Raw genomic sequence first — 25,993 nt, 5'->3', positions numbered from 1 at the left:
CCTGAAGCCAAGCCACTCTTTACATCATCTGACTGATAGCTGAGGCCGTTGTCGAAACTGTAGGCAACACCGCTGGCCGGCGTATTGATCGTGATCGTACCCGTTGAAACGGTACAGGTCGGCTGCAACACACTCGCCGTTGGATTGACCGGTACAGTCGGAGCGACATTAACCGTCACGCTCACCGGCCCCGATTCACAACCCGAAGCCGTCGAGCGCACTTTGAGCAGGTAAACGCCTGAAGTTAAACCGCTCTTTGCATTGCCTGCCTGATAGCCGGCGCCATTATCGAAACTGTAGGCCACACCGCTGGCGGGCGAAGAAATCGTAATCGTTCCTGTTGAAACGGCACAGGTCGGCTGCACCACACTCGCCGTTGGATTGGCCGGTACTGCCGGAGCGGCATTGACTGTTGCACTTACCGGCTCTGACTCACAACCCGAAACCGCCGAGCGCACTTTGAGCAGGTAAACGCCTGAAGCCAATCCACTCTTTGCATTGCCTGACTGATAACTCAAACCGTTGTCAAAACTGTAGGCAACACCGCTGGCCGGCGTATTGATCGTGATCGTACCCGTTGAAACGGCACAGGTCGGCTGCACCACACTCGCCGTTGGATTGGCCGGTACTGCCGGAGCGGCATTGACTGTTGCACTTACCGGCTCTGACTCACAACCCGAAGCCGTCGAGCGCACTTTTAGCTGGTAAACACCCGACGCCAATCCGCTCTTCGCATTGCCTGACTGGTAGCTGGCGCCGTTGTCGAAGCTGTAGGCCACACCGCTGGCCGGCGTATTGATCGTGATTGTCCCCGTTGAAACGGCACAGGTCGGCTGCAAAACACTTGCCGTTGGTGCAGCTGGTACAGTCGGAGCGACATTAACCGTCACGCTCACCGGCCCCGATTCACAACCCGAAGCCGTCGAGCGCACTTTGAGCAGGTAAACGCCTGAAGTTAAACCGCTCTTTGCATTGCCTGCCTGATAGCCGGCGCCATTATCGAAACTGTAGGCCACACCGCTGGCGGGCGTATTGATCGTGATTGTCCCCGTCGAAACGACACAGGTCGGCTGCAAAACACTCGCCGTTGGTGCAGCTGGTACAGTCGGAGCGGCATTGACCGTGGCGCTAACGGGGGCCGATTCACAGCCCGAAGCCGTTGAGCGCACCTTGAGTTGATAAACGCCTGCCGCCAAACCGCTCTTTATATTGCCTGACTGGTAGCTGACGCCGTTGTCAAAGCTATACTCAACACCCGTTGATGGCGAAGAAATCGTGATCGCTCCCGTCGAAACGGCACAGGTCGGCTGTATAACATTCGTCGTTGGCGCAGCTGGTACTTCCGGAGCGGCATTGACTGTCGCACTTACCGGCTCTGACTCACAACCCGAAGCCGTCGAGCGCACTTTGAGTTGATAAACGCCCGACGCCAAGCCGCTCTTTATACTACCTGCCTGATAGCTAACGCCGTTGTCGAAACTGTAGGCCACGCCGCTGGCCGGCGATACAACGGTTATGCTGCCTGTCCGGATCAGACAGGTCGGATGAACCACACTGACAACCGGAGACGACGGGGCTGCGGGAATGGCTGCAACCGTAAATGTAGTTGCTGCCGAAACACAACCGGTCAGCCTGTTTTTTGCAGTTACAGTATAGCTCCCGGGGGTCAAACCGGTAAAACCTGAAACCGCCTGATAAGCCCCTGCGTTTACATTATACTGAATATCAGCACCCATCGGTGCTGTCAGTGAAATACTTCCGGTTTGTGTCAGGCAACCCGGCGGGGTGACATAGCCGTCAGGACGGTCGGGGGCCTGACAGGGAGGCGGGGCATTCATACACCGTGTACCGTCATTCGACGACGTAGTCATGCCCGTATTGGCAAATAGATTGCCGGCGATCTGCGCATTGGTGCTTGCCGGTAACAGGTGTGGTTTATCAATTTTAAAAATCTTTCCTCCCTGATTGTCCTGCACATATACATTCCCTTCACTGTCCGAATAGGCGGCCCCGAAACCGGTACCGGTCGTAACCGACCACTGCACAACCCCCAACGTTGTCCGGACACCCGTTGTTGTATTGTAACGCAGCAGTAATGAGCTTTGATTGATCGCATAAATATTCCCGTCAGCAACGTTGACAGTCCAGTCTGCAATCGTGGTACCGGTTGATGTTAAGTCAGAAAGTGCCTGTAGATAGGTCGGCGAAGAAGGATTCAGGTCAATTCGTTTAATAGTCGAATTTCCCGTACTCAGGTACATAATTCCGTTGGCGTCAATATCACCGACATCATAGCCGGCGATTGCCAGACCGGAAATGGTAAAAAACTGCACCGACCAGTCTCCTCCGATCCGTACCAGCTGATCAGTGCCGGTACGATATCCCCATAAATAGTTATCCAGTACGTTATAGCCAACGGCCTGAATCTGCCGTCCGCCAATGCCAGGCCCGATAAGGTTGTTTTTTACTAACGCCGTTTCACCGGTAGACAGATTCACTGCGTATGCATCCGTAGGGCTGCCCTGTAACAGGTAAGCCGGCATAGAACAGGAAAAAGTCGGCTGATCCGCTACCGGCTTAGTCGGCTGATTATGAGATCGTTTTAACGGCGGATTGATGGCATAGAGACCAATCGAGCAAAAAAGTAATAGTAAAGTAAACGGTTTTTGCATGGCGGATAACATGACAAAGTCTTTATTTGTCAGTCAGACGCCGGCCATGTTCAGTAGTAACGAACCGCTTACTTAGATATCCGTATTATCCAATTCTTAATGAAAAAACAGGTAACCGAGACCAATACCGGCCAGAACACCCACAAAATCAGCGATCAAGCCTGCAACAATAGCATAACGGGTTTTCTTAATGCCAACCGAACCGAAATAAAGCGCAACGATGTAGAAGGTTGTATCTGCTGATCCCTGAAAAATACAAACAAGCCGGCCGATGAACGAATCCGGCCCGAACTGCTTCATCGCATCAATCATCAGAGCTCTTGCCCCACTACCGCTCAGGGGCTTCATCAGCGCTACCGGCAAGGCATCCGTAAAATCCGTGTTCAGACCGGTCAGGGAAAACAGGTACTTCAGCGCCCCGACCAGGTAATCCATGGCGCCGGCATTGCGGAATGCCCCGATGGCCACCAGCATACCAACGAGGTAAGGAATTATCCGGACGGATGTGTCGAAACCCGCTTTCGCCCCTTCAATGAACGTGTCAAAAATATCTATCTTCTTAACAACAGCGCCGACCAGAAAGCTGACAATGATGGACAGCAACAGCACGTTACCAACCACTTTTGATACCTGCTCGATTTCCTCCTTCGGCAAACCCGACAGATACCACAAAGCCAGTCCCAGAAAAGCCGTTACACCGCCCAGCCAACCCAGTACAACCGAATTCAGCAGGTTCAGTTTTTGCTTAAAGGCAACAATCATCACACTAACGACCGTTGTCACATAGGTGCCGATCAGACAGGGAATAAATACGTCGGAAGGGTCCTGTGCGCCGAGAATAGCCCGCTGCGCCATGATCGACAGGGGAATGATTGTAAGGCCGGATGTATGCAGTACCAGAAACATAATCTGGGCATTACTGGCCGTGTCTTTCTGCGGATTAAGCTCCTGCAAACTCTGCATCGCCTTAAGTCCGAACGGAGTAGCTGCATTATCAAGGCCCAGCATATTAGCCGAAAAATTCATGATCATCTGCCCGTTAGCAGGATGATCTTCAGGCACTTCAGGGAACAGTTTATTAAAAAAAGGACCGATCACACGGGCAATCAGATTGATCGCACCGATCCGTTCGGCTATGTTCAGTAACCCCAGAAAAAACGTCATGACACCAGCCAGTGGCAACGCAATATCCATCACCGCGATCTTCGATGAATCGAACAAACCTTCGACTATCACTTTGAAGATTTCGGTATCGCCCAGAAAAATAAGTTTGGCCAGCGCGACAAGAAAGGCAATGACGAAGAATGCAACCCAAATGTAATTTAGTGCCATAATTTGACGGCTTGTGGCTGATGAAAGGAGTTCGTTAATTAGTTTTAACCCCAATATTCATCATTCAGCCGCAAAATTCAACGTTCGATGCTGCATAAATCCATTTTTTTTCTGGTTAGCCTGATCGCACCCTTCCTTCTTACCCTATCATCCAGGGCGCAGAACTTTGAGAAAGCAATGATCGATCAGGGCCTGACCGATGTACAGACGCTCGATCCGTCTATTCTTGTCGACCTGAAGTATTCGACAACTGATAATTTTATTGGTAAGGATGTTTACGGCGAATTAACCCGTGCTTACCTGCAACCGAAAGTAGCACGGCAACTGGTACAGGCAAACCGGTTCTTAAAAGAACAACGTCCCGAACTTCGCCTGCTGGTATACGACGCCGCCCGCCCCCGCAAAGCGCAGTGGAACCTCTGGAATGCACTACCACAGTATACTGAACGTCAGCGCCGTACCTATGTAGCTGATCCGCGCGAAGGCTCTATTCATAACTATGGCTGCGCCATCGACCTGACCATTGCCACTGCCGACGGCACACCGCTTGACATGGGTACGAAATATGATTTTTTCGGTGAACTGGCATATCCGAAGGCAGAAGCCAGGTTACTGGCAGCAGGAAAGCTAAGCCGGCAGCAGATCGCCAACCGGCAACTGCTCCGTAAGGTGATGCGACAGGCAGGTTTCCTGCCGATTGACTACGAGTGGTGGCACTTCAATGCCCTTTCCCGCATCCGTGCGAAACAAACGTATAAGCTGATTGAATAACAAAGTCCGGATGCCTGAGGGTAGTCCGCAGGCATCCGTGTTCTTTTAATACGTTGCCATTTCAGGCTCGATTTCGGTCGCCCAGGCATGAATACCGCCGGTCAGGTTGTAGAGGTTCGACCGGCCGGTCTGGTTTACTAAATAGTCAATCACATTGGCCGAGCGGATACCGTGATGGCAGTACACCACCACCGGCCGGTCGGCCGGTATGCGTTTGAGGTTATTAGGAATCATACTAACGGGAATCAGCACGGCGCCGTCGATGTGACAGAGCTCATACTCAGGCCGTTCGCGTACATCCAGTAAAAACACGTCTTCACTGGTCATAAGCCGGCTGGCCAGTTCCTGCACCGACATCGTCAAGGGCTCGTTCGTTTTCACAGCAACCTGCCGGCGGCTCAGCAGCCCTTGCTCTGCCAGAACGGAAGCATCAGGACGGCGTTTTACCTTTATTTTCTGCGTCGATACATTGAGCAGATCCAGCATCACGAGGTGCTCAGTCAGCGGTTCACCAATGCCGGTAATCAGTTTAATTACCTCATTTGCCTGATACGTTCCGATGACGCCGGGCAAGACGCCTAGCACGCCTGTTTCGGCGCAGTTCGGAATTTCGAGTTCGCCGGGTAATTCCGGAAAAAGACACCGGTAAGTCGGGCCGCGCTGCCCTGTTTCCGGGTTCAGGAGGGCATTGAACACGGCCACCTGCCCTTCGAACCGATGGATAGCCCCGTACACAAAAGGCTTACCGAGGCTCACACAAATATCGTTAATCAGGTACCGAACCTTAAAATTGTCCGTGCAGTCGACCACTATGTCATATTCATCAATAATCGCCCGTGCATTGCTATATTCCAGAGCCACAGCATGGGCATCAAAGGTCAGTTCCGGATTAATTTTCTGCAGGTGGGCTACAGCCGCTTTGACTTTTGGCTTACCGATTTCGTTGGTTGTGTACAGGACCTGGCGCTGCAGGTTACTGATATCCACCACATCATGGTCGGCAATACCAATATTACCCACACCGGCAGCGGTCAGGTAAAGCAAAACCGGGCAACCCAGTCCTCCTGCTCCGACAATAAGTACTTTGCTATTTTTTAATTTGATCTGGCCTTCATGACCGATTTCCGGCAGGTTAAGGTGTTTCTGATAACGTTTAAGTTCAATTGGAAGCAGGGTCGTTGTCATATACTACTTGTTGCGCTACACTACCTAACAACTCTTTTGGTGCTACAGTTCTTCTTACTTGCAGCCTTTTACTACCCGTAATGCATACGAATGAACAGACGCATATCAGGGATAAAAAAGCTAGTTAAAATACATATTTTCCAGCTTTTCTACATGTGAAAAGGCTTTTTTTTCAGAAAGAATATTGTTTTGAAGGAATTGAAGTAACACTTATTCGTACGCTTAAGCAAAGGCCGGCGGTCAGGGCAAAATATACCTGGTAAGGCTTAGTCTCTGACAATATGGCGCTTAAACTCTTTTTTCATTTAAAGTAACTAAAAATCAGATTATAACTCATTTTTACTAATTCATGCTTATTTGTTTGTGTAAACACTAAGACGCTGTGAAAATTTATAGAAACATATAAATTTGATGTGACTTGTACTTCTAGAAACCTTATTATGAACAATTTCGCCGATGAAGAATTAGTTCTTCTGTTTATGACTACCCGTGAAAACAAACATTTTACCAAGCTTTATCAACGTTATTATCATAAAATCTTAAAAAGGTGTCTGTATTACGCTGCCGGTAACTACAGTGAAGCAGAAGACCTTACGCATAACATTTTTATCCGGATGCTGGAAAAACTGGGTACTTTCCGCCATGAAGCCCGGTTCTCTACCTGGTTAATGTCTATTACGGTTAACTACTGTCTTGATCATTTCCGCGCAAAGCGTAAACAAATAGTAACTCCTCAGGATCTACTCCCGATGGCAGAGTACATCAGTAACGGCGATACCGATGCAGTAGAGTTCATTAATTACCGGTTACAGCTGGCAATCAGCCGGCTTGAAGACATGGAACGGACACTACTTCTTCAGAAATATCAGGAAGGGCAAAGTATCCGGCTGCTGGCAACGCAATATGACCTTACCGAAAGTGCAGTAAAGATGCGTCTTAAACGGGCTAAAGAAAGGCTCCGGTACTCCTATCTGCAAGTCGCCTGAACCCTGAATTGAATGCCTTTACCGGTTATGTCGTAACCGGTAAAGGCATTCAATTCAGCGCTTACCTTCTTTATTACTTTTTGCCAGATAGTCTTTTTCCTGCATACCGTCAGACGTATCATTGACCGTATCCGGATCGACCCGGACATTCTCCGTTTTCTTGCCAACCAGTCTGGCGCCGCCGGTTTGGCCGCCTTTCCCGAATTCTTTTCCTGCTTTCTGATTGCTTTTGTCCGTTCTGTCCATATCGTTAATTATGTTTGTTCTGTGGAGAACTGTTCAGGCAGCCAAATGGTACGGATTATTCTGTTAACAATGCGTTTCCGGTCCGTAACTGAACTGCTCCGGTAGGTTTAATGACTCATACTACCGTACAGGTCCGCCGGTATGGTTACCTGATTATAACATACAATGATTCCAATCTGGCAAGTCTGGATTGATACCGGAGGTACCTTTACCGATGGTATTGCCAAAAATCCTTCCGGCGACATCGTACGCACTAAAGTACTGAGCAGTAGCCGACTGCGGGGCATGATGCAGGACAATCGCATTACAGCCAGCTGGCTCAGCGCCCCGGTCTTTAACGGATATCAGATCAGCATTCCGGAAACCGGCGCATCAGCAACTATTATTTCCCTTGACGAAAACGGCGCGCTGCGAACGGAGCCTCCGCTTCCGGTAAGCAGCACGCCGCAAACCGTTGAATTGTTTACCGGCGAAGAAGCACCGGTACTGGCTGCGCGGCTGTTGACCCAAACACCGGTTAATCACGATTTTCCGGCTCTGGAAATGCGGCTGGGAACGACAAAAGGCACCAATGCCCTGCTTGAGCGCAAAGGCGGCCGTGTGGCACTGATTGTTACGAAAGGCTTCCGCGATCTGCTGCGTATCGGTACCCAGCAACGCCCAAACCTGTTTCAACTGGCGATTCCGCCGGCCGAAATCCTGTACGATACCGTGCTTGAAGCCGAGGAACGACTCAGCGCTGACGGCGACATTGTGTTGCCACTGACGGCTGAACACATTACGTCAATTGTCAGCCAGATCCGTAAACTACCTGTCGATGCAGTGGCCATTTCATTACTGAATGCCTACCGGAATGATGTGCATGAACGTCAGTTGGCACAGGCGATCCGGGCAGCGGGCATTCCGTATGTGGTCACGTCTACCAGTATTTCCACAACACCGCAATACGTCTCGCGTACCCAGACAACGGTTGTAGAGGCCTACCTGTCACCGGTTCTGCGTACCTACCTCGACAATATCCAGCTGCAGTTGCAGGGCTATCCCGTCCGTGTGATGACCAGTGCCGGCGGGTTGTTCCGCGCCGATCTGTTCCGCCCCAAGGACAGCCTGCTGAGCGGGCCCGCAGGCGGGGTGATCGGCTCGGCGGTGATTGCCGGTAAGACACCGGCCATGATTACCAATCTGCCGCCCGATGCCCATCGCCGCGTTCTGACCCTCGACATGGGCGGAACCAGCACTGACGTAGCCCGCATCGAAGGCCGGCAACCCGATTACCGGTTTCATACCCAGATCGGAGGGTTTGACCTTCAGCTGCCGTCGCTGGCGGTCGAAACCGTGGCGGCGGGCGGCGGGTCCATCTGCTGGTTCGATCAGACCTTCGGCCAGTTACGGGTAGGCCCACACAGCGCCGGTGCCAATCCCGGACCGGCCTGCTACGGCGCCGGAGGACCACTGACCATTACCGATGTAAACCTGCTGCTTGGTAAACTGCATCCCGCCCGGTTCGGCATTCCGGTGTTTACCGAAAAAGCCCAGGCTGCGCTGACCGCTATCCAGACCCAAATTCAGGCACTTACCGGCCAGCCGCTTTCAGAAACCGAGCTGCTCCGCGGATTTGAACGGATCGCCGACGAAGCAATGGCCGGGGCAATCCGGAAAATATCCGTCGCCCGGGGGTTTGATCCTGCCGGTTATTCGCTGCTCGTTTTCGGCGGCGCGGGAGGCCTGCACGGCTGCTCCGTAGCCCGTTTACTGAACATCAACCGGCTTGTTCTGCCATTCGACGGCGGACTGCTGAGCGCATACGGCATCGGACAGGCACAGATCGAGCGCATGGCCGCTCAGGTTGTGCTGGCTCCCTTGCAGGAAGTTATAGCCACGCTGCCGGAGCGCATCAGAGCACTGGAGGCAGAAGCTACCGGCGCTTTACAGGCAGATACAGGCGCCGCCATACCAACGGCTGTGCGTTCTGTTATGCTCTTTCTGCGGTTTGTGGGCCAGGAAACGGCCCTTGAAATACAATACATGCCGGCAGCAGCGACTGACCTGCCACAGCATTTCCGCGAAGCCTACACACTCCGCTACGGACATTACCCCGAAAACCGGGCAATTGAGCTGGAGAGTATACGGGTATTTGTCAGCACTGATACATCCGGAAGCGAAGCGGCAACTGCTCCGGAGCACTTTATCCGGGCCTCCCCCATACGCCGGACAGAACGCTATCCGGTTTATGACTGGACCGAACTCCGGCCCGGTGATACATTTTCGGGACCGGCATTATTGCTCAACAAAACGTCTTCTGCCTTTATTGACGCCGACTGGGAGGTCGCTATCGGTCCGGATAATAATGCGGAAGCCATTTACCGACCGACAACAACGCAAACGCAGCCGTCACAAACAGCAGACGTTATTCAGACCGAGTTGTTCGCCCGCCGGTTTATGGCCATCGCCGAAGAGATGGGAGCTCAATTGCAGCGGACAGCCTTTTCGGTAAACGTCAAGGAACGCCTTGATTTTTCCTGCGCGGTACTTAACCAGCACGGTCAGCTGGTGGCCAATGCGCCCCACATACCGGTACACCTGGGTAGCCTGGGGGTTTGCGCGCGGTTGTCCATTGCCGCACTCCCGCCGCTGGAACCGGGCGATGTCATCATCACCAACCACCCCAGATACGGTGGCTCACACCTGCCTGATGTAACCTTACTAAGCGGCGTTTTCTCGGACCGGAACGAACTCATCGGCTATGTCATCAACCGCGCTCACCATGCCGAAATCGGCGGTAAAGTGCCTGGGTCAATGCCGCCTGATGCCACCAGTCTTGCCGAAGAAGGGGTTGTTCTGGTGCCGCAGTATGTTGTCCGGAAAGGTGTTTTTCTTTGGGAGGAGACGCTGAAAAACCGCTTTACCGACGCAACGTATCCGACTCGTGCGCTCGCTGAAAACCGTGCTGATATTGAAGCGGCGATTGCCTCACTGCGGACCGGCGAACTGGCGCTGCAAACGCTGGCCCGTCAGGAAGGCTTACCGGCTGTGCATTACTATATGGAGCGGCTGGCCCTGACTGCGGCGAACGCTATCCGGCGGGTGCTACACCCCCTGGCCGGCAAGACCTTTACCGCCTGGGAATCACTGGACGACGGACATGACATTTGTGTCCGGATTGAGGTTACGGACGGTCAGCTGCTGTTTGACTTTTCAGGTACTTCCGGTGTGCATCCCAACAACCTCAATGCGAACCTGTCTATTCTGCACAGTGCGGTACTCTACGTACTGCGGCTCTGGTGCAACGAAGATATTCCGCTGAATGAGGGCCTGATGGCACCGGTCCGGATTCAGGTACCAACCTCGTTCCTGAATCCGGATTTTTCGGATGATCCGGTACATTGTCCGGCGGTTGTCGGCGGCAACACGGAAGTCAGCCAACGGCTGGTCGATACCTTACTGAAAGCACTGGGGCTGTCGGCGTGTAGTCAGGGGACAATGAATAATTTCCTATTCGGCAGGTCAGCGGACGGAAGCCGCAAGCCGTTTGGCTATTACGAAACCATCGGTGGGGGGGCAGGTGCTACCGAAGGCGCTGACGGGCGGTCGGCGGTGCATCAGCACATGACCAATACGCGGCTGACGGATCCTGAGGAGTTTGAACGGCGCTATCCTGTCCGGCTGCATCAATTCAGTATCCGGCAAGGTTCCGGCGGCAAAGGACAATGGCAGGGCGGCGACGGTATTGTCCGCGATGTAGAATTTCTGGAACCGGTTCAGGTCACATTGGTCAGCCAGCACCGCGTAGTGGCCCCTTACGGCCTCAAGGGCGGAGAACCCGGACAGCCAGGACGACAGACATTTATTGATCAGAACGGCCGGGAAGAAGCCCTTCCGGGTATTTTCACACGGCCGGTAGCAGCCGGTCAGCGTATCCGGATCGAAACACCGGGCGGCGGCGGTGCCGGGCAGCCTTAGCGTTATTTCAGCGCTTCGTAGATGACGTCGTTGATGCGGCGGCGCAGTTTGGTAGTATTAATTGTCGTATTTGCCGCTGTCGGGTTGATCCGGTTAGAGAGGAAAACAAAAACCAGTTCCTGATCCGGATCGACCCACACTACATTACCGGTAAAGCCGGTATGGCCAAATGAGCGGCCTGATGCCTGCGGAGACAGGTAAACACTGTTCCCGTCCGGATTTGGCTTATCCCAGCCCAGTGCCCGGTAACTGCGGCTGCTGATCGTTTGCGAGAAATACGGCAAAGTCGTTTCCTGCAGGAACCGCTGCCCGCCATACATTCCCTTCTGCAGGTTCATCTGGAGCATTGCCGCCACATCCTGGGCATTGCCGAACAGCCCTGCATGTCCCGAAACACCACCCTGAACAGCGGCCATCTGATCGTGTACAGTACCGGTCAGGAGCGTATGCCGGAAGTAAGTATCCAGTTCTGTCGGCGCGCAACGCGGGTATACCAGGCGTTGCAGCGGTGTAAATCCGATCACCGACAGGCCCATGGGCTTGTAAAACCGCTCGTCCATGAACTTGTCCAGCGTTTGCCCGCTGACACGCTCCACAATTTTCTGTAGGGTCAGAAAGCCAAGGTCGCTGTAGACATAAGCCGGCTTCCCGTCTTCAATCTTCTTTGACATCGGCGACTGAATTACCCATTTCCAGACCGAATCTTTCAGCGCCGGTTTAGCCCACAGATTCGCGGCAATCTGCAAGGTATATTCGCTGTCCGGCGTTTTGCTGTAGTACTCCGGTTTCAGCACGCCGCCGGCTGTACGGGTACGGTCCCAGATGGTAGAATACGACGAAATCAATCCCGACTGATGCCAGAGTATATCCTGAACCGTAATATTTTGTTTGTTGGTACCCCGTAGTTCGGGCAGGTAGAAGGACGCTTTCTGCGTCAGGTCAATGGCTTTCTGGTCGTACAGATACATTACCGCCTGAAGCGTACTCAGCACTTTGGTTACCGAAGCCAGATCATAAATGGTTTCCGACGTAACTTTCTCCGGATTGTTGTAAGCCAGTGTTCCGAAATTCTTGTTATAGACAATGGTGCCTTTACGGGCAATCAACACCTGACAGCCGGGCACCACTTTATCCTTGATTGCCTGCTGCACCATTTTATCAATCTGGAGCAGCTTGGCGGAGTTCATCTCAGCACTTTCCGGCGTACCATAGCCCAGCCGGCCGTTTGGCGCCACTTTCAGGCCATCGCCGGCTTTCCGCCAGTCACCGATTGAGATGGGTAATACGCCTTTTGCCGCCAGACCACCAAAAATCACTTCGGCCGCCGCGCGGTGCATTTCATCAAAATCCTGGTATCCGCAGACAATGGCATTTGCAGCCGCAAACTGACTCATGCTATACGGCGATCCGAAAGCAGCCACAATCACCCGGATTCCTTTTTCCCGTAATTTGGTAAGCACATTCAGTGAACCCTGACTGATGCCATACTTCCGGTATGCCGACTCACTCATGCGGTGAAAACTCATTACCACCATATTGGCATCGCCCACCTGCGCCACAATGTTATTGGCTTCGGCCTCGGTCACCGGTTTCTCGGGATAAGCCAGACTCCGGAACGGAGCATACTGGTTCAGGGATTTCTGGAACGCGTTCTGCGGGTCAATACCGATTGCGACGGAGGCCAGTTTCAGCGTATCCAGCTTCGTCAGCGGCAGCACAGCTTCCTGGTTTTCGACAACGGTCAGCGCCTGATTACACAGCTCCTGTTTCAGCTGCATGGCTTCCGGCGAATTCAGATCTTTGTTCAGGTTAGCCAGCGCAATTGGTTTATACTGATGCAGACCGGCCCAGTACTTCGCCCGCAGAATTTTCTTTACTTTTTCGTCAATAAACTCCTGTGAAATTACGCCTTGCTGCACCGCGTTCAGGATGGCGTGAACCGCATCTTTCACATTTTCCGGATACAGCAGAATGTCGTTGCCCGCGATGAGCGCCCGCAGATTTACATCGACAGCGCGGCCGGAGCGGCTCACCCCTCCCATATTCAGGGCATCGGTAAACACCAGTCCGCGGAAGCCGAGCTCTTTTTTAAGCAACTCAGTCACTACTTTTTCGGACAACGTAGCCGCCAAGGCCGGGCGGTTATCCACAACCGGCACGTGCAGGTGCCCTGTTACCACGCCCATCAGGCTGTCGGCAATCAGTTTCCGGAACGGATAGAGGTCAATATCACGGAGCTGCTCGGAAGAGCGGCTGATAATCGGGAGGGTATGATGCGAATCTGTACTGGCATCGCCATGGCCGGGGAAGTGTTTGGCGGTGGCAATAATGCGGTTATTCTGGAGGCCTTTCATGTAGGCCGAGGCCTTGATGGCGACATTTTCCTTGGTTTCGCCAAACGACCGGATACCAATCACGGGGTTAGCCGGATTACTGTTGATATCGGAAACCGGCGCAAAGTTGATATGAATGCCTAACCGGTGGCACTGCCGGCCGATTTCTTCACCCATGCGGTAAACAAGCCCGTTATCCCGGATCGCTCCCAGCGCCATCTGTTTCGGAAAATCCATCGCACTGTCAAGCCGCATACCCAGCCCCCATTCCCCATCGATACCGATCAGGAGCGGAATTCTGGACAGACTCTGGCACCGGTTGGTCATAACTGCCTGACGGTATGGTCCGCCCTGGAAGAAAATCAAACCGCCGATATGATACGTCTGGATTAGGTGTTCGATATAGACACGGTGGTTCACGCTGCGGTTGGAGAAGGCCGCCACCATAAAAAACTGACCTACCTTCTGCTGAGAAGTCATTGTCTGGAAAACACTATCAACCCAATGCCGGCCGCTATCGTCGATCATCAGCACTTCAACAGGTTGTGCAATCCGGACCGGCGCCGTTACAGCAACAGGCGCAACCGGCACTCGTTTCACAACCAGGTGTCTGGCAGCAACTTTACGGGCTTTTTTGGGTATGAGTATGTCTGTCCATAGGCGATTGGTCGTCATATTCAGACCAAAGGCTGTCAACAAGCTGATTGTCAACAAAAAACATGCAGACATCAGTAGGACCAGTCTTTTCCTCATGGGTACTTGGTACGGTAAAACAATGAAAACGGACGCGAACTCGATTTAAACGAATTCTAAAAATATATAAACTTAGTATGTTACCCTAAATTTTAGCGTAATTATTCAACATTTTAACACTTTTTTCATAAAATTTTTATATTTGCCGGTTTATATTGTGTGCTGATTTATAGTAACTTGTCATTGAAAAAATCGTTTACCTTACCGGTTCTTATTTTATTCTGTAGTCCATTACTCGCGCAACATTACAACCATACGGCGGCATGGGTAAGAATAGCGCCTTCATACACACTCAACAATTCCTGGAACATCCTGGCAGAAGGTCATTACCGACGTCAGAGTAACCCGCACAGCCATCTGTTAAATCCGCTGAGCAGTCCTCTGGCTTATGCCTATCGGGCAGGTGTTGCTTACAGAACAGGCGAATGGACACTTACTGCCTGGCCCTTGTGCTGGTTTAATTCCTATCCGGCCTTGGGCAAGGAAAGTGATTTCAGCCGCAGCATGGTCCGCGAATTCCGGCCTTCCTTACTGCTTGAATGGAACAAGACCTTGCGGCGTGATAACCTCCTGCGTATACGTGGTGGTTACGAATACAGACGGTATACAGACGCTCCTGCCGGCGGTCGCTGGCGATTTCGAATCATGGCGAGACATAATTTTACACCTGCTTTCTACGGGTATATCTGGAATGAAACATTATGGACAGGGACACCTGCCAATGCCAACGGGCATCCGTTTGAGCTTAACCGGAGTCAGCTGGCAATGGGCCATACTTTCAGTAAATACGTTGCCCTTGAGACAGGATATCAGTTTTCCCACCGGCAACGAAAAACCTTAACTGAATTTGATGAAGAGCACGCGTTAGTTATAACAGCGCACATTCGGCTCAACAGTAACTAAACTCCGATATGGCAGCTCAACGATGGCAACTGGTTATTAGCACAATCCTGATTTCAATCCAACCTGCAACCGCTCAGGTTGACAGCAAGGCTTACAAAGTACTGCTTGAAACGCTGTACAGCAAAACAGTACCGCTGGTGTCTTGTGAAGAGCTGAAGAAAATGCAGCATCCGGTCTTGCTCGATACCCGCGAGCCAAAAGAATATGCTGTCAGTCACCTGCCGGGCGCGCGCTGGGTAGGCTATGATGATTTTGACATTAACCGTGTGAAAGATATTCCGAAGAACGCGGTTATCGTCACCTATTGCTCAGTAGGGTACCGAAGCGAAAAAGTCGGCGAAAAGCTGCGCGCTGCCGGTTTTCAACACGTTTACAACCTCTATGGGAGCATTTTTGAATGGGTGAACCAGGGGAATCCTGTCGTTGACCGGCAGGGTCAGCCCACCAACCGCGTCCATGCCTATTCGCGGGCGTGGGGTATCTGGCTTAAGAAGGGGGAAAAGGTATATGAGTAGCCAGACGCTATCTGGTACGGGAAGGGACAAACGGTATCCGGCAAGGTCCGGCCTCCATTCGTCCCTTCCTGTCATTTTTTAATACTGTTCCACGCCGGCAAAGAAGAATGACCCTTCAATAGCCGCGTTTTCGTCTGAATCTGAGCCATGAATGGCATTTGCTTCAATCGATTTTGCAAACAGTTTCCGGACAGTTCCTTCGGCTGCCTGTGCAGGATTTGTCGCTCCGATCAGCGTACGGAAGTCCGCTACGGCGTTTTCCTTTTCCAGAATCATCGGAACAATCGCGCCCGACGACATGTACGCGCAAAGTGAGCTATAGAACGGGCGTTCGCTGTGTACAGCATAGAATTTCCCGGCTTGATCGCTGGTTAACTGCGTCTTTTTCAACGCAATAATGCGAAAACCAGCTTCTTCAATCATTTTGATGATTGCCCCGGTATTGCCGTCAGCAACGGCGTCCGGCTTGATCATCGTAAATGTACGGTTAGTTGCCATGGTTGAATGCCAAATTTTATTTGGCTGCAAAGGTAGGCACTTTTCCCGTACAATTTCCTAAACTCCGGGCAAGATGCTGTTGAGACCAGAAATCTTCGTATTTTTGGCGATTGATTTTCGGCCAAGGCCGTCTGTGTATGCAAGATATTGAAGCGATTGGCGACCTGCTTAAACAGCCGCAATCCATCCTGATTACCACTCACCAAAACCCGGATGCCGACGCCATGGGATCGTCGCTGGGCTTGGCGGGTTACTTAAAGAAACGGGGGCACCGTGTGACAGTGGTCACACCAACCGATTATTCGCAGAATTTACACTGGCTCCCGGGTAATGACGAGGTCATTGCGTTTGAGGAAAAAGCCCGTGTTGCCATCAGCCAGTTGATGGACGAAGTCGATATAATATTCTGTCTCGACTTCTCCAGCATTGAACGTATCCGCGAGCTGGGGCCTATGGTCCGCCAGTCGCGTGCCAAAAAAATTCTGGTTGACCACCACCTGGAACCTGAATCGTTTACCGATTTCGGCTACTGGGACCCTACGGCGGCGGCTACGGCGCAACTGATCTTTTACCTCATTGACAAACTGGGCGGTCTCGATCTGATCGATATGTCGATTGCTGAATGCCTGTATGCCGGGCTGATGACGGATACCGGCTCCTTCCGGCATCCGTCGACAACCGGCGATGTACACCGCATGGCAGCTTTCCTGGTCGACCGGAAGATTAATGTCAGTAACATTCACCGGCAGATCTACGACAACGTATCGCTGGAGAAGCTGCGGATGCTGGGTTATGTGCTGAATGAAAAACTGCGCGTATTGCCGGAATACAAATTTGCCTACATCACCCTGTCGGACAGTGAGCTGAAACGCTTCCGGTCTAAAACCGGGGATACGGAAGGGCTGGTCAATTATGCACTGTCGGTAGAGGGTGTTGTCGGCGCTGCGATCCTGATTGACCGCGGTGACGAAATCCGGATTTCCTTCCGGTCAATCGGTGATTTTTCGGTTCGTGATCTGGCCAGCCGTCATTTCAACGGTGGCGGACACCGGAATGCTGCCGGCGGACGCTCCCGGCTTTCCTTGGCCGAAACCGAAGACTGGCTGCTGTCAGTACTACCGATGTATCAGGAGCAATTACTTGAAACGCATTAAACGATTACAATAAACCAATTCCCAATTCATGTTTTTAAAAGACCTCGGAAAAGCCGCTTTGTTGATGGCCGTGTTGGCATCCTGCGGAAAAGACCGCGTTCAGGTTAGTGATACAGGGTTGAAATACCAGCTGCACGACCAGAACACTGATGCTCGCAAAGCCAAAGTCGGCGATGTCATGACAATCCACCTGACGCTGAAAAACAGCAAGGATTCTGTGTTGCGTGATACGCACAAAGAAGGTACTCCGCTGAAACTGATGCTGCAGGTGCCTCCGTTTAAAGGCAGTTTTGAAGAAGGTCTGGCTATGCTTGCCAAAGGCGACAGCGCAACATTCTTCGTAAGTGCTGACTCCCTGTTTGGCCGTGCCATGCAGCCAATGCCTCCGGGCGTGACTAAAGGTTCGGATATCGCTTTCAACGTTAAGATCCTGAACGTACAGAGCGAAGAAGAGTACCGCAAGTCAGAGGCTGAAGCCATGGGCAAGCAAAAAGGCGTTGACGACAAGGCAATCGTGGATTACCTGGCGAAAAACAACCTGACCGGAAAAGCCCAGAAAACCGAAAATGGTGTGTATTACATCATTACGCAGGACGGCACAGGCCCGCAGCCACAACGTGGTGATGCGGTTACTATTCACTACACCGGCAAATTGCTGGATGGTAAGGTATTTGACTCATCACAGAAAACCGGTCAGCCGATTCAGCTGCAGATCGGCGTTGGTATGGTTATCCCGGGCTGGGACGATGCCATCCTGAAGCTGAAAAAAGGCACAAAAGCAACACTGGTTATCCCGTCGACAATGGGCTATGGTCCGCAGGGGTCACCTCCGGCAATCCCGGGCAACGCAGTCCTGGTATTCGATGTAGATCTGGTGAATGTCCAGAAGGCTCCGGCCGCTGGTCAGGCTCCGGCAGGTGCACCGCAGGGAGCACCGCAAGGTCGTTAATTTCCGGGCGTTCAGGCACCAATCCGGTGTGCAATTTCGTTATATCAAACGGGCGAATAACCGGCTCACTGCCGCCTTGTTCGCCCGTTATGCTTACCAACTTTAAGCAAACATGCCTTTACGAGTAAACATACATACGAAGCTGCTGCTTCTGGCAGGATTCGCTGTCAGCCTTTGGGGATGCGAGCAGGCAGATGAAGCACTGACCGAACGGTACAAACGGCAGAATGATGCTGAAATAAACCAGTATATCGATAAAAACGGGCTGCGGGATAAAATCCAGCAGACGGATGTCGGTACCTACTACATGGTAACTACTTCGCTTCCGACAGCGCAAACGGCGGCGACCGGCGACGAAGTACAATACCATTTCATTGCCCGTCGCCTCGACGGTACCATTGTCGACAGTACAGAAATTGCCGCCAACCTCCCGAACAAATTTATTGCGGGTGTGTATACCGGTATTACAGCCGGTCTATACGACGGCATTATTAACTCGGGTACCGTAAAAGGCAAAGGCCTCCGGAAGGGAGAAGCCGCTACCCTGTTGGTTCCGTCTTACCTGGATAACGGTCGTGTTGGCACACTGCTCCTGCCTCAGTACTCACCCATCCGCTATGACGTGCGCGTTGTGAATATCCGCACCGAAGACCAGCAGATTGAAGACTACATTGCGGCAAATAAGCTGACGGTTACTAAAAAAACCGACGAAGGTATCCGCATTGCGGTAACCTCGGCGAAACCGGATTCAGCCCTTGCACAAACTGGCCAGACAGCCTCTGTATTGTATAAAGGGAAATTGCTGAATGGTACGCAGTTTGACAGCCGTCAGGACTCCACCAATGCCTTTTCGTTCAAAATCGGCGAAGGGTCTGTTATTAAAGCATGGGATATTGCCCTGCCGCTCGTCCGGAAAGGGGAAACATTTATTCTCATTCTGCCATCAACCGTCGGGTATGGTATTGCAGGCAGCGGCTCAGGCACAACGGCTATTCCTCCATACGCTCCGCTTGTTTTTGAAATCAGAGTACTGAGCTCAAAATAAATTTAAATCCGGAATCTCCCTGGCCGTTCGTAGTTTTACGAACGGCTTTTTTTATTTCCACTATGACACTCTGTTTTGCCACTAACAACGCACACAAGCTTGAAGAAGTAGCCCACGGCTTAGGGAACGCCTTCACACTTCAGACTTTACAGGAAATCGGATGTAATGAAGAACTTCCTGAAACCTCCGGTACCATCCCGGGGAATTCGCGCCAGAAAGCAGAATATGTCTATAAACACTACGGTGTGTCGTGCTTTGCCGACGATTCAGGCCTTGAAGTAGATGCCCTGAACGGCGAGCCGGGCGTTGATTCTGCGTTTTATTCCGGAACCCGCGACCACGGGAAAAACATCGAAAAACTCCTTAAAAACCTCACGGGTGTTACCAACCGCCGTGCCCGTTTCCGGACGGTCTTTACGCTGATTCTGCACGGTGTGGAACATCAGTTCGAAGGTGTGGTCGAGGGTACTATCCGGACGGCGCCAGGCGGCAGCGGTGGTTTCGGCTATGATCCGGTATTTGTACCCGATGGCTTTGACCGCACCTTTGCCGAAATGTCGCTGGAGGAGAAAAATAAGATCAGCCACCGCGCCAGAGCACTGGCAGGTCTGACGGCTTATCTCACGGAGCAGATTCACGGATAAGTACTATCTGACGCCACTGAAAGGCGTTTGCTAACAGCAGGTATATAACAGAAAGGCCCCGTCTCAAATTGAGACGGGGCCTTTCTGTTATATTTATATCCGGCGCTGATTAAAAGAATTTAGCGCGGCGATCTTCGATTTTAGCAGCGTCTTTGATAGCTTCGTTGATGTAGAAACCAGTCCGTGACGATACATTCTGCTGCAGCATGTTTTTGTACACGGCGTAATCAGCAACAGCAGGAGCAGGTGTTACGCGTGTTGTTTCCAGTACCAGTACACCAGCTTCACCGGCGAATGGCTTAGAACGCTTACCGGCTTTCTGACCGAAGGCCTTACCCAATGCTACCGGGTCAACACCGGCGCTGCGCAGGAAGCCTGTTGCCAGATTCACATCCGTTACATCTTCTACCAAGGCACCTGAACCATACTTCTGTGCAATGGCTTCCAGTGTACCGCCGGCAGCACCTAATTTCGAGATGATCTGCTCAGCTTTCAGTTCGTTACGAACTTTAGCAGTCAGTTCCTGGCGGTAGTCATCAACTGATACGTTGTTTTTGTCGCTCTTACCGGTCAGTACAGCCACTACATATTGTTCACCCAGATCAAATGGTTCCGATACGGCGTTCAGGTCTGTTTTGTCGTCAAATGCCCAGCGAACCAGCTGACGGGCATCCGTCAGGGCGTTCACGGTATTAGCGCTTTCCGGAATCCGGTCTGCTGTAGCAACAACCAGAGACTTATCTTCTTTCACTTTCGCCATGAACTCGTCTTTCGTACGGGCTTCAGAAGCAAACTGATCGGCTTTACGCAATACTTCATCACGTGTAATCTGGCTTGGTGTGATCGTTTTACCAACCGTAGCCAGGCGATAAAGTGTATTTGTTTTAGCTTCTGTTACTTTGATGATGTGGAAACCAAAATCAGTTTCTACTACTTTAGGTAACAACCCTGTGCCGCTCTGCGCAAAAACTGCCTGCTCAAACGGCTTCACCATCTGGCCATTGTCTTTGAAATAACCCAGGTCACCACCTTGCTGTGCTGAACCATCGGCGCTGTTAGCCTGCGCAAGTGCTTCGAAGCTGGCACCACCCTGAATTTGCTTCAGAATGTCTTCCGCACGACGGCGGGCCTGAGCTTTTGCCGAATCGGTCTGAGCTGTCGGACGGATCAGGATGTGGCTGGCACGTACTGTGTAGCTTGTGTCTTTTTTCGTTCCGCCGTATTTTACGATGAAGTACGTGTTGGCTTCACGGAAAGGACCGTAAACACCACCCGGCGCAAATGTGCTCAGTGACGTACGGATCTGCTCCGGAATTTCGCCGGTTGTCATGTACAGCGGCAGACGCACATCGGAGTTTACGATAGCAAACGAAGAGTCATTTTTCGCAGCACCTAAACCACGGGCCAGCGTTTTGATCTCGTCGTACAGGCCGGCGCTGTCTTCTTTCGACGGAACTACCGAGAACGTTACGTACTGCATTGAACGGCTGTCGGCACCCGGATACTCATCCTTGTGTTTACCCAGATAATCCTTCAGCTGTGAGTCGGTAACTTTTACCGTTGTGTCGTTGATGGTATAGTAAGGCACAAACAGGAACTTAACGTCCGCTTTGCTGTTTTGTGCATCATATTCTTTTTTAGCTTCCGCCGAGGTAGCAAATACCGATAAACGCATCAGGTTTTCGTACTTCTCGCGCAGACGGTCAGAGCTCAGGTTTTTCTCAAAGCTGGCCCAGGCAGCCTGCTGCTGAGGCGGCAGGTTACGCATCCCTTTCAGGTAGCTGATGATCTGGTTTTTGTCGAACACACCCGTTTGCGGATTGGTGAATGCCTGACGGACAGACGGGCTGATGTTTTTACCCTGTACCATGTCAAACAGTTCATCCGGCGACACTTTCAGACCGAGCTTGTCGAATTCTTCCTGATAGGCAATGTCAAAGACTAACTGATTCCAGGCTTGCTCCCGAATCTGAATCATATCCTGTTCGGCAGGTGCGCGGCCGGTTTGCTGCTCGTACTCTGAACGCAGCTGATCTACTTTTAAATTGAAGTCTTGATAATCAATCGTCTGCCCGCTGATTTCTCCTACTTTCTGACTATTTCCGCCAAATAGCGAGTTTTGTCCCATCATCAGGTCACTCCCTACAATGAAAAGAATCAAGCTAATGGCCACAATCGCGACAGCGATACCAGATCGTTCTCTGATTTTGTTAATTAACGACATCTCGGTTTGAACAACATTTAGAACCGCAAAATAACAATTTTCCTTGCTGGTTTACAAATAGAAACAAAAGGTTTCGTAAAGTACTGGTGTGCAGGGCGCTAAGAATGTGGGGCGCAGAGCATAGTTCGGAGAGCATAGTGCAGGGAGTTCCGTGTTCTCTGCCCTTTACTCTATACCCTAAGCTCTCCGCCCTCAGCCTCCTGCCCCCCTGCCCTACGCTACCGAGCAAGTTCCATGCCGATTTCCTGAAAAACCGGTCCTTCGGCGGCGATTACGCTGAATCGGGCAAACAATTCTTCGCTGTACCAGCGTCGCTGACGCGTGCGCTGCACAACTTCCTTATGCCCGCTTTGCCGATATGCGTACTGATTGATAGCCGCTCCGTCGCGCCAGATACTGATCGTACACTGCTGCACCAGCGGTTTTTCGCCCACCCCCAGCGCAAAGAGCAGCTGGTCCTGATGGTGTTGCAGCATCTGACGGGCCTGTGGCACATGCCGCCAGAAATCCGGCAGCGCCCGCCAGCGGATGGTGGCGCGGGTCAGCACCGCAACAGGCCCATGCTGATGATCGTCGGGCAGCGGGTTAGTCATGAACGGGTTCTGCCCGTCCCAGTTGCCGTGCGAACGGAACGGACGCAGGTATAGGGTGCCGGTAGCGGATGTACCCTGCAACAGCCAACCGGCTTCTGTGGATTGCCGGAACGCCTGCGCCTGCTCCATGGAGTCCCAGACACCCAGAAAAACATATTGTGTGAAGTCAGGCACTACGCCGAAGTTGCGGCCACTTCCGAGGAGCTTCTGAAATCGTAATCCGGATGCCTGAAAAGGCTTCATCAGAAAGCGTCCCATATTGCCGAATGCCCTGAACCGGGCACCTTTCCGGTATTGTAAAACAGTTACTGTAACGATGGACATGGCGGTATAACGTCGTAGCGGTACGTTTGTTTGCATCGCAGCAGTATCCTGACGGATGATTAGCCTGAATAGCCCCAATGACAGTATTCTGTACAACTACGATCCATAACGCATGAAAAAACTATACGCGGGCGGCCTTTTACTGCTTTCAGGGCTGCAGACCGTCTCTGGCCAGACCGGCAGCATCCACGAACCGGTGCGCTACGTGGGTGGCGTCAGTGCTGATCCGCAGGTGCATGAAGGGCGGCTGCGCTATGCCATCGGCGTTGAAAGCCGGCAAACGCTCCGTGTCAACCGGACACATCCGGAACTGGCCGACGGTTTTGGCTGGACCTACAGCCACGCCTCGAACCTTTGCTACTGGAACAACACCTTTTATCAGCAGTATCTCAGCAACCCGGCCGACGAGCACATTGCACCTGGTCAGACACTGATCGTCACCTCGCCCGACGGACGGACCTGGCGTCAACCAACCGTTGTGTTTCCCCCTTACAAAGCACCCAAAGGCGTTAAAGTACCCAAGGGGTCGAAAGGCTATATGATGCATCAGCGGATGGGCTTTTATACGGCCCCTAACGGCCGGTTGCTCGTTCTGGGATTTTATGCTCATGCCGAAGAACCGTTCCGGGAAGGTGGCATTGGCCGCGTCGTGCGCGAAGCCTATAAAGACGGTACGTTCGGGCCTATTTATTTTATCCGCTACAGCAGCCACAAGGCGGTAAACGGTACACAATGGACAGAGAAAAATACTACCTACCCCTTCTACCAGCGATCAGAGGATGCAGGCTTTGTTCAGGCCTGCGACTACCTGCTGAACAATAAGCTCATGACACTGCAATGGCGGGAAGAGGACAACGGGCTCGACGGGTTTTACAAAAATAATCTGGACAAATCGCTCGACATTCAGGCGCTTTCGTATTACCACCGCAAAGACGGACAGGTCGTCGCACTCTGGAAACGGTCAAAAGCAGCCCTGTCGGCTGATGAAGGCACTACGTTTTCGGCGCCGGTCAAGGTGCCGACGCTCACCATGGCGGGTGGTAAACAATGGGGGCAACAGACCGGCGACGGGCGTTATGCGATCTGTTACAACCCGGTTGAGATGGACGAGCACCGGTTTCCGCTGGTAATTATCACCGGCGAAGACGGAGCTATTTTCGACAACATGCTGCTGGTTCAGGGCGAGGTACCACCCAGGCGTTTCTTCGGTCGCTGGAAAGATTTCGGCCCCTGTTACATGCGCGGCATTGAAGAAGGCAACGGCAATCCGCCCGGCAATGACATGTGGCTGTCGTACAGTATGAATAAGGAGGACATCTGGATCAGCCGCATTCCTGTACCCGTCCGCTACGAAGTAAAGGGCGCAGTCAACGATTCGTTTGATGGGCTGGCGCTGAACGGCAATGTACCGGACTGGAACCTGTATGCACCGCAATGGGCACCCGTAACGGTAGTAAACACACCTCAAAAAGCCGGTAAATGCCTCGAACTGGCTGATAAAGATCCGTACGACTATGCGCGGGCCATCCGGGTCTTTGAAGAAGGTAGCCACATTGCCTGCTCGTTGTCCGTTTCACCGGCACAGCAGCAGGCAGGAATGCTCGATATTGACCTGACCGACCGCTACGGCAACCGCCCTGTCCGCCTGCGTTTTGACGACAAAGGCCATATTGTGGTGACCGACGGTGGTACTGAAAAAATCGTGCAGCCCTATGAGGCGGGAACATGGTATACGATCAGTTTGACCGTGCATGCGCAGTTGTCCGGTGGCTGGTTTGATGTGATTATTAACGGTAAAAAAGTAGTTGAGCATGCCGCGCTGGCGGAGGCAGTTAAATCGGTAGAACGGTTATCGCTTCGTACGGGTCCTTACCGTGACTTACCAAACCGGAAAACGCCGAACGAAGATCCCCATCCGCCATTGGCCGGTGCAGACGAACCGGTGACGCGGGCTGTTTTTTATGTAGATGATGTGGTGATCAGGAAACAGTAGCAACCTCACCCCTGCCCCTCTCCTGAAATCAGGAGAGGGGTATTTTACAATAGCTGCTATTCAATCAAAAAAAGTAACTGAACAATTTAGCTCCCTAATAATCACCGCCGGCGCCGCCGCCGCCGAAGCTGCCGCCGCCAAAACCGCCGAAGCCACCGCCGCTGCTGCCGCCGCCACCCCAACCGCCGGATGAACTGCCCCAGCCGGAGTAGGTCGTTGGCGGAAAGAAAATCGGACCGCCGCCACCACCCCGGTAGCGGTTACCGCCACCGCCGTTACGCCGGCTGATGATGACAATCAGGATAATAATTCCTAAGATCAGAAAGAAGAAAAACGGGCCGCCCCCACCGCCGTCATCCGATGATTCCTCGGCCTTGTATTCGCCGCTGGCACGCTTGATGATTTCGGTCGTCGCGTCGTCAAGTCCCCGATAATACTGTTGCTGTTTGAACGCCGGTGACAGGATGTTTTTGATAATCCGGTTAGCAACGGCGTCCGGTATAGCCCCTTCGAGTCCATAACCGGTAGCGAGGTAAATCTTACGGTCATCCGTAGCCCAGGCCAGTACCAGCCCGTTGTTTTTACCCTTCTGGCCAACGCCCCATTTCCGTCCTACCTGAAAGGCAAAATCGCCGATGGGATAGGGCTGGGTCGTCTTGACAATAACAATCGTGATCTGCGTTGACGTAGAGTCGTTGTAGGTCCGCAGTTTCTGCTCCAGCTGCGAGCGCTCTGAGGGCTGTAGCATGCCGGCAAAGTCGTTTACTAACCGCGGCGGATTCGGCCGGTCAGGGATAACGGCATCGTTCGGCTTATCCTGCGCCCATACCGGTAACAGAGAACATAGTGTCAGTAACACTGCTCCCAGCAACCGTACCAATGATTTATTTGCGAGTAAGCTCATAAAAAACAA

The 25,993-nt window shown here is 52.3% G+C and carries 19 protein-coding genes; 10 read left to right on the top strand and 9 right to left on the bottom strand.

All coding sequences use genetic code 11. From position 1 onward, the window contains the following. Together AC23NW_RS03450 and AC23NW_RS03445 are read right to left on the bottom strand one after the other, a co-directional pair. Window positions 1–2,543, bottom strand: a 2,543-nt coding sequence (locus AC23NW_RS03450) for a hypothetical protein (RefSeq protein WP_487447715.1), incomplete at its 3' end; no start/stop codon positions are given. A 225-nt stretch (window positions 2,544–2,768) separates the two neighbouring features. Beyond that, window positions 2,769–4,004, bottom strand: coding sequence for a nucleoside recognition domain-containing protein (locus AC23NW_RS03445; RefSeq protein ID WP_487447714.1), 1,236 nt, complete (start codon window positions 4,002–4,004; stop codon window positions 2,769–2,771). A gap of 87 nt (window positions 4,005–4,091) precedes the next feature. On the opposite strand from AC23NW_RS03445, the gene AC23NW_RS03440 reads away from it, so the two are divergent. Further along, window positions 4,092–4,775, top strand: coding sequence for a M15 family metallopeptidase (locus AC23NW_RS03440; protein ID WP_487447713.1), 684 nt, complete (start codon window positions 4,092–4,094; stop codon window positions 4,773–4,775). Between the two features lie 45 nt (window positions 4,776–4,820). On the opposite strand, the gene moeB is transcribed toward AC23NW_RS03440, so the two are convergent. Further along, on the bottom strand, window positions 4,821–5,960 hold the full coding sequence (gene moeB, locus AC23NW_RS03435; RefSeq protein WP_487447712.1) for a molybdopterin-synthase adenylyltransferase MoeB: 1,140 nt from the start codon (window positions 5,958–5,960) through the stop codon (window positions 4,821–4,823). Between the two features lie 440 nt (window positions 5,961–6,400). On the opposite strand from moeB, the gene AC23NW_RS03430 reads away from it, so the two are divergent. Beyond that, window positions 6,401–6,946: an RNA polymerase sigma factor gene (locus AC23NW_RS03430; RefSeq protein ID WP_487447710.1), complete on the top strand. Its 546-nt coding sequence runs from the start codon at window positions 6,401–6,403 to the stop codon at window positions 6,944–6,946. 54 nt (window positions 6,947–7,000) lie between these two features. Here AC23NW_RS03430 and AC23NW_RS03425 read toward each other — a convergent pair whose 3' ends face one another. Next, a complete protein-coding gene (locus AC23NW_RS03425; RefSeq protein WP_487447708.1) occupies window positions 7,001–7,192 on the bottom strand; it encodes a hypothetical protein in 192 nt (63 codons plus the stop codon). Window positions 7,193–7,357: 165 nt separating this feature from the next. On the opposite strand from AC23NW_RS03425, the gene AC23NW_RS03420 reads away from it, so the two are divergent. Next, entirely contained in the window at window positions 7,358–11,152 is a 3,795-nt protein-coding gene (locus AC23NW_RS03420; RefSeq protein WP_487447706.1) for a hydantoinase B/oxoprolinase family protein, read from the top strand. Between the two features lie 2 nt (window positions 11,153–11,154). Here the strand turns inward: AC23NW_RS03420 and AC23NW_RS03415 are convergent, their stop codons facing one another. After that, window positions 11,155–14,238, bottom strand: a complete 3,084-nt coding sequence (locus tag AC23NW_RS03415) for a serine hydrolase domain-containing protein (RefSeq protein WP_487447704.1) — start codon at window positions 14,236–14,238, stop codon at window positions 11,155–11,157. A gap of 183 nt (window positions 14,239–14,421) precedes the next feature. Between AC23NW_RS03415 and AC23NW_RS03410 the strand changes: the two genes are divergently transcribed. Both AC23NW_RS03410 and AC23NW_RS03405 read left to right on the top strand, forming a co-directional pair. Further along, window positions 14,422–15,141, top strand: coding sequence for a DUF2490 domain-containing protein (locus AC23NW_RS03410; protein WP_487447702.1), 720 nt, complete (start codon window positions 14,422–14,424; stop codon window positions 15,139–15,141). Window positions 15,142–15,149: 8 nt separating this feature from the next. Next, window positions 15,150–15,656, top strand: coding sequence for a rhodanese-like domain-containing protein (locus AC23NW_RS03405; protein WP_487447700.1), 507 nt, complete (start codon window positions 15,150–15,152; stop codon window positions 15,654–15,656). 78 nt (window positions 15,657–15,734) lie between these two features. On the opposite strand, the gene AC23NW_RS03400 is transcribed toward AC23NW_RS03405, so the two are convergent. Then, the gene (locus tag AC23NW_RS03400) at window positions 15,735–16,154 is read right to left on the bottom strand and encodes a nucleoside-diphosphate kinase (RefSeq protein ID WP_293838070.1); all 420 of its coding nucleotides are present in this window, start codon (window positions 16,152–16,154) and stop codon (window positions 15,735–15,737) included. Window positions 16,155–16,291: 137 nt separating this feature from the next. On the opposite strand from AC23NW_RS03400, the gene AC23NW_RS03395 reads away from it, so the two are divergent. The 4 genes from AC23NW_RS03395 to rdgB all read left to right on the top strand — a co-directional run bounded on the left by AC23NW_RS03395 (window position 16,292) and on the right by rdgB (window position 19,946). Beyond that, window positions 16,292–17,308, top strand: a complete 1,017-nt coding sequence (locus AC23NW_RS03395; RefSeq protein ID WP_293838067.1) for a DHH family phosphoesterase — start codon at window positions 16,292–16,294, stop codon at window positions 17,306–17,308. 28 nt (window positions 17,309–17,336) lie between these two features. Continuing rightward, complete coding sequence (locus tag AC23NW_RS03390) at window positions 17,337–18,257, top strand: FKBP-type peptidyl-prolyl cis-trans isomerase (protein WP_293838064.1); 921 nt, start codon at window positions 17,337–17,339, stop codon at window positions 18,255–18,257. A gap of 112 nt (window positions 18,258–18,369) precedes the next feature. Continuing rightward, complete coding sequence (locus AC23NW_RS03385; RefSeq protein WP_487447698.1) at window positions 18,370–19,302, top strand: FKBP-type peptidyl-prolyl cis-trans isomerase; 933 nt, start codon at window positions 18,370–18,372, stop codon at window positions 19,300–19,302. A 62-nt stretch (window positions 19,303–19,364) separates the two neighbouring features. Further along, entirely contained in the window at window positions 19,365–19,946 is a 582-nt protein-coding gene (gene rdgB / locus AC23NW_RS03380) for an RdgB/HAM1 family non-canonical purine NTP pyrophosphatase (protein ID WP_487447697.1), read from the top strand. Between the two features lie 109 nt (window positions 19,947–20,055). Here rdgB and AC23NW_RS03375 read toward each other — a convergent pair whose 3' ends face one another. Both AC23NW_RS03375 and AC23NW_RS03370 read right to left on the bottom strand, forming a co-directional pair. Beyond that, entirely contained in the window at window positions 20,056–22,170 is a 2,115-nt protein-coding gene (locus AC23NW_RS03375) for a peptidylprolyl isomerase (RefSeq protein WP_293838055.1), read from the bottom strand. Window positions 22,171–22,388: 218 nt separating this feature from the next. Continuing rightward, window positions 22,389–23,087, bottom strand: coding sequence for a DUF3291 domain-containing protein (locus tag AC23NW_RS03370; RefSeq protein ID WP_487447695.1), 699 nt, complete (start codon window positions 23,085–23,087; stop codon window positions 22,389–22,391). Window positions 23,088–23,199: 112 nt separating this feature from the next. Here AC23NW_RS03370 and AC23NW_RS03365 point away from each other — a divergent pair, with 112 nt between their 5' ends. Beyond that, a complete protein-coding gene (locus AC23NW_RS03365) occupies window positions 23,200–25,080 on the top strand; it encodes a hypothetical protein (RefSeq protein WP_487447694.1) in 1,881 nt (626 codons plus the stop codon). A gap of 94 nt (window positions 25,081–25,174) precedes the next feature. Here the strand turns inward: AC23NW_RS03365 and AC23NW_RS03360 are convergent, their stop codons facing one another. Next, window positions 25,175–25,984: a TPM domain-containing protein gene (locus tag AC23NW_RS03360; RefSeq protein WP_487447692.1), complete on the bottom strand. Its 810-nt coding sequence runs from the start codon at window positions 25,982–25,984 to the stop codon at window positions 25,175–25,177. Window positions 25,985–25,993 lie beyond the last annotated feature (9 nt).

Source organism: Arsenicibacter sp. R0_47 (genome assembly GCF_057652235.1).
The sequence above is the reverse complement of the archived record's forward strand: the minus strand, read 5'-3'. Positions and strand labels throughout refer to the sequence as shown.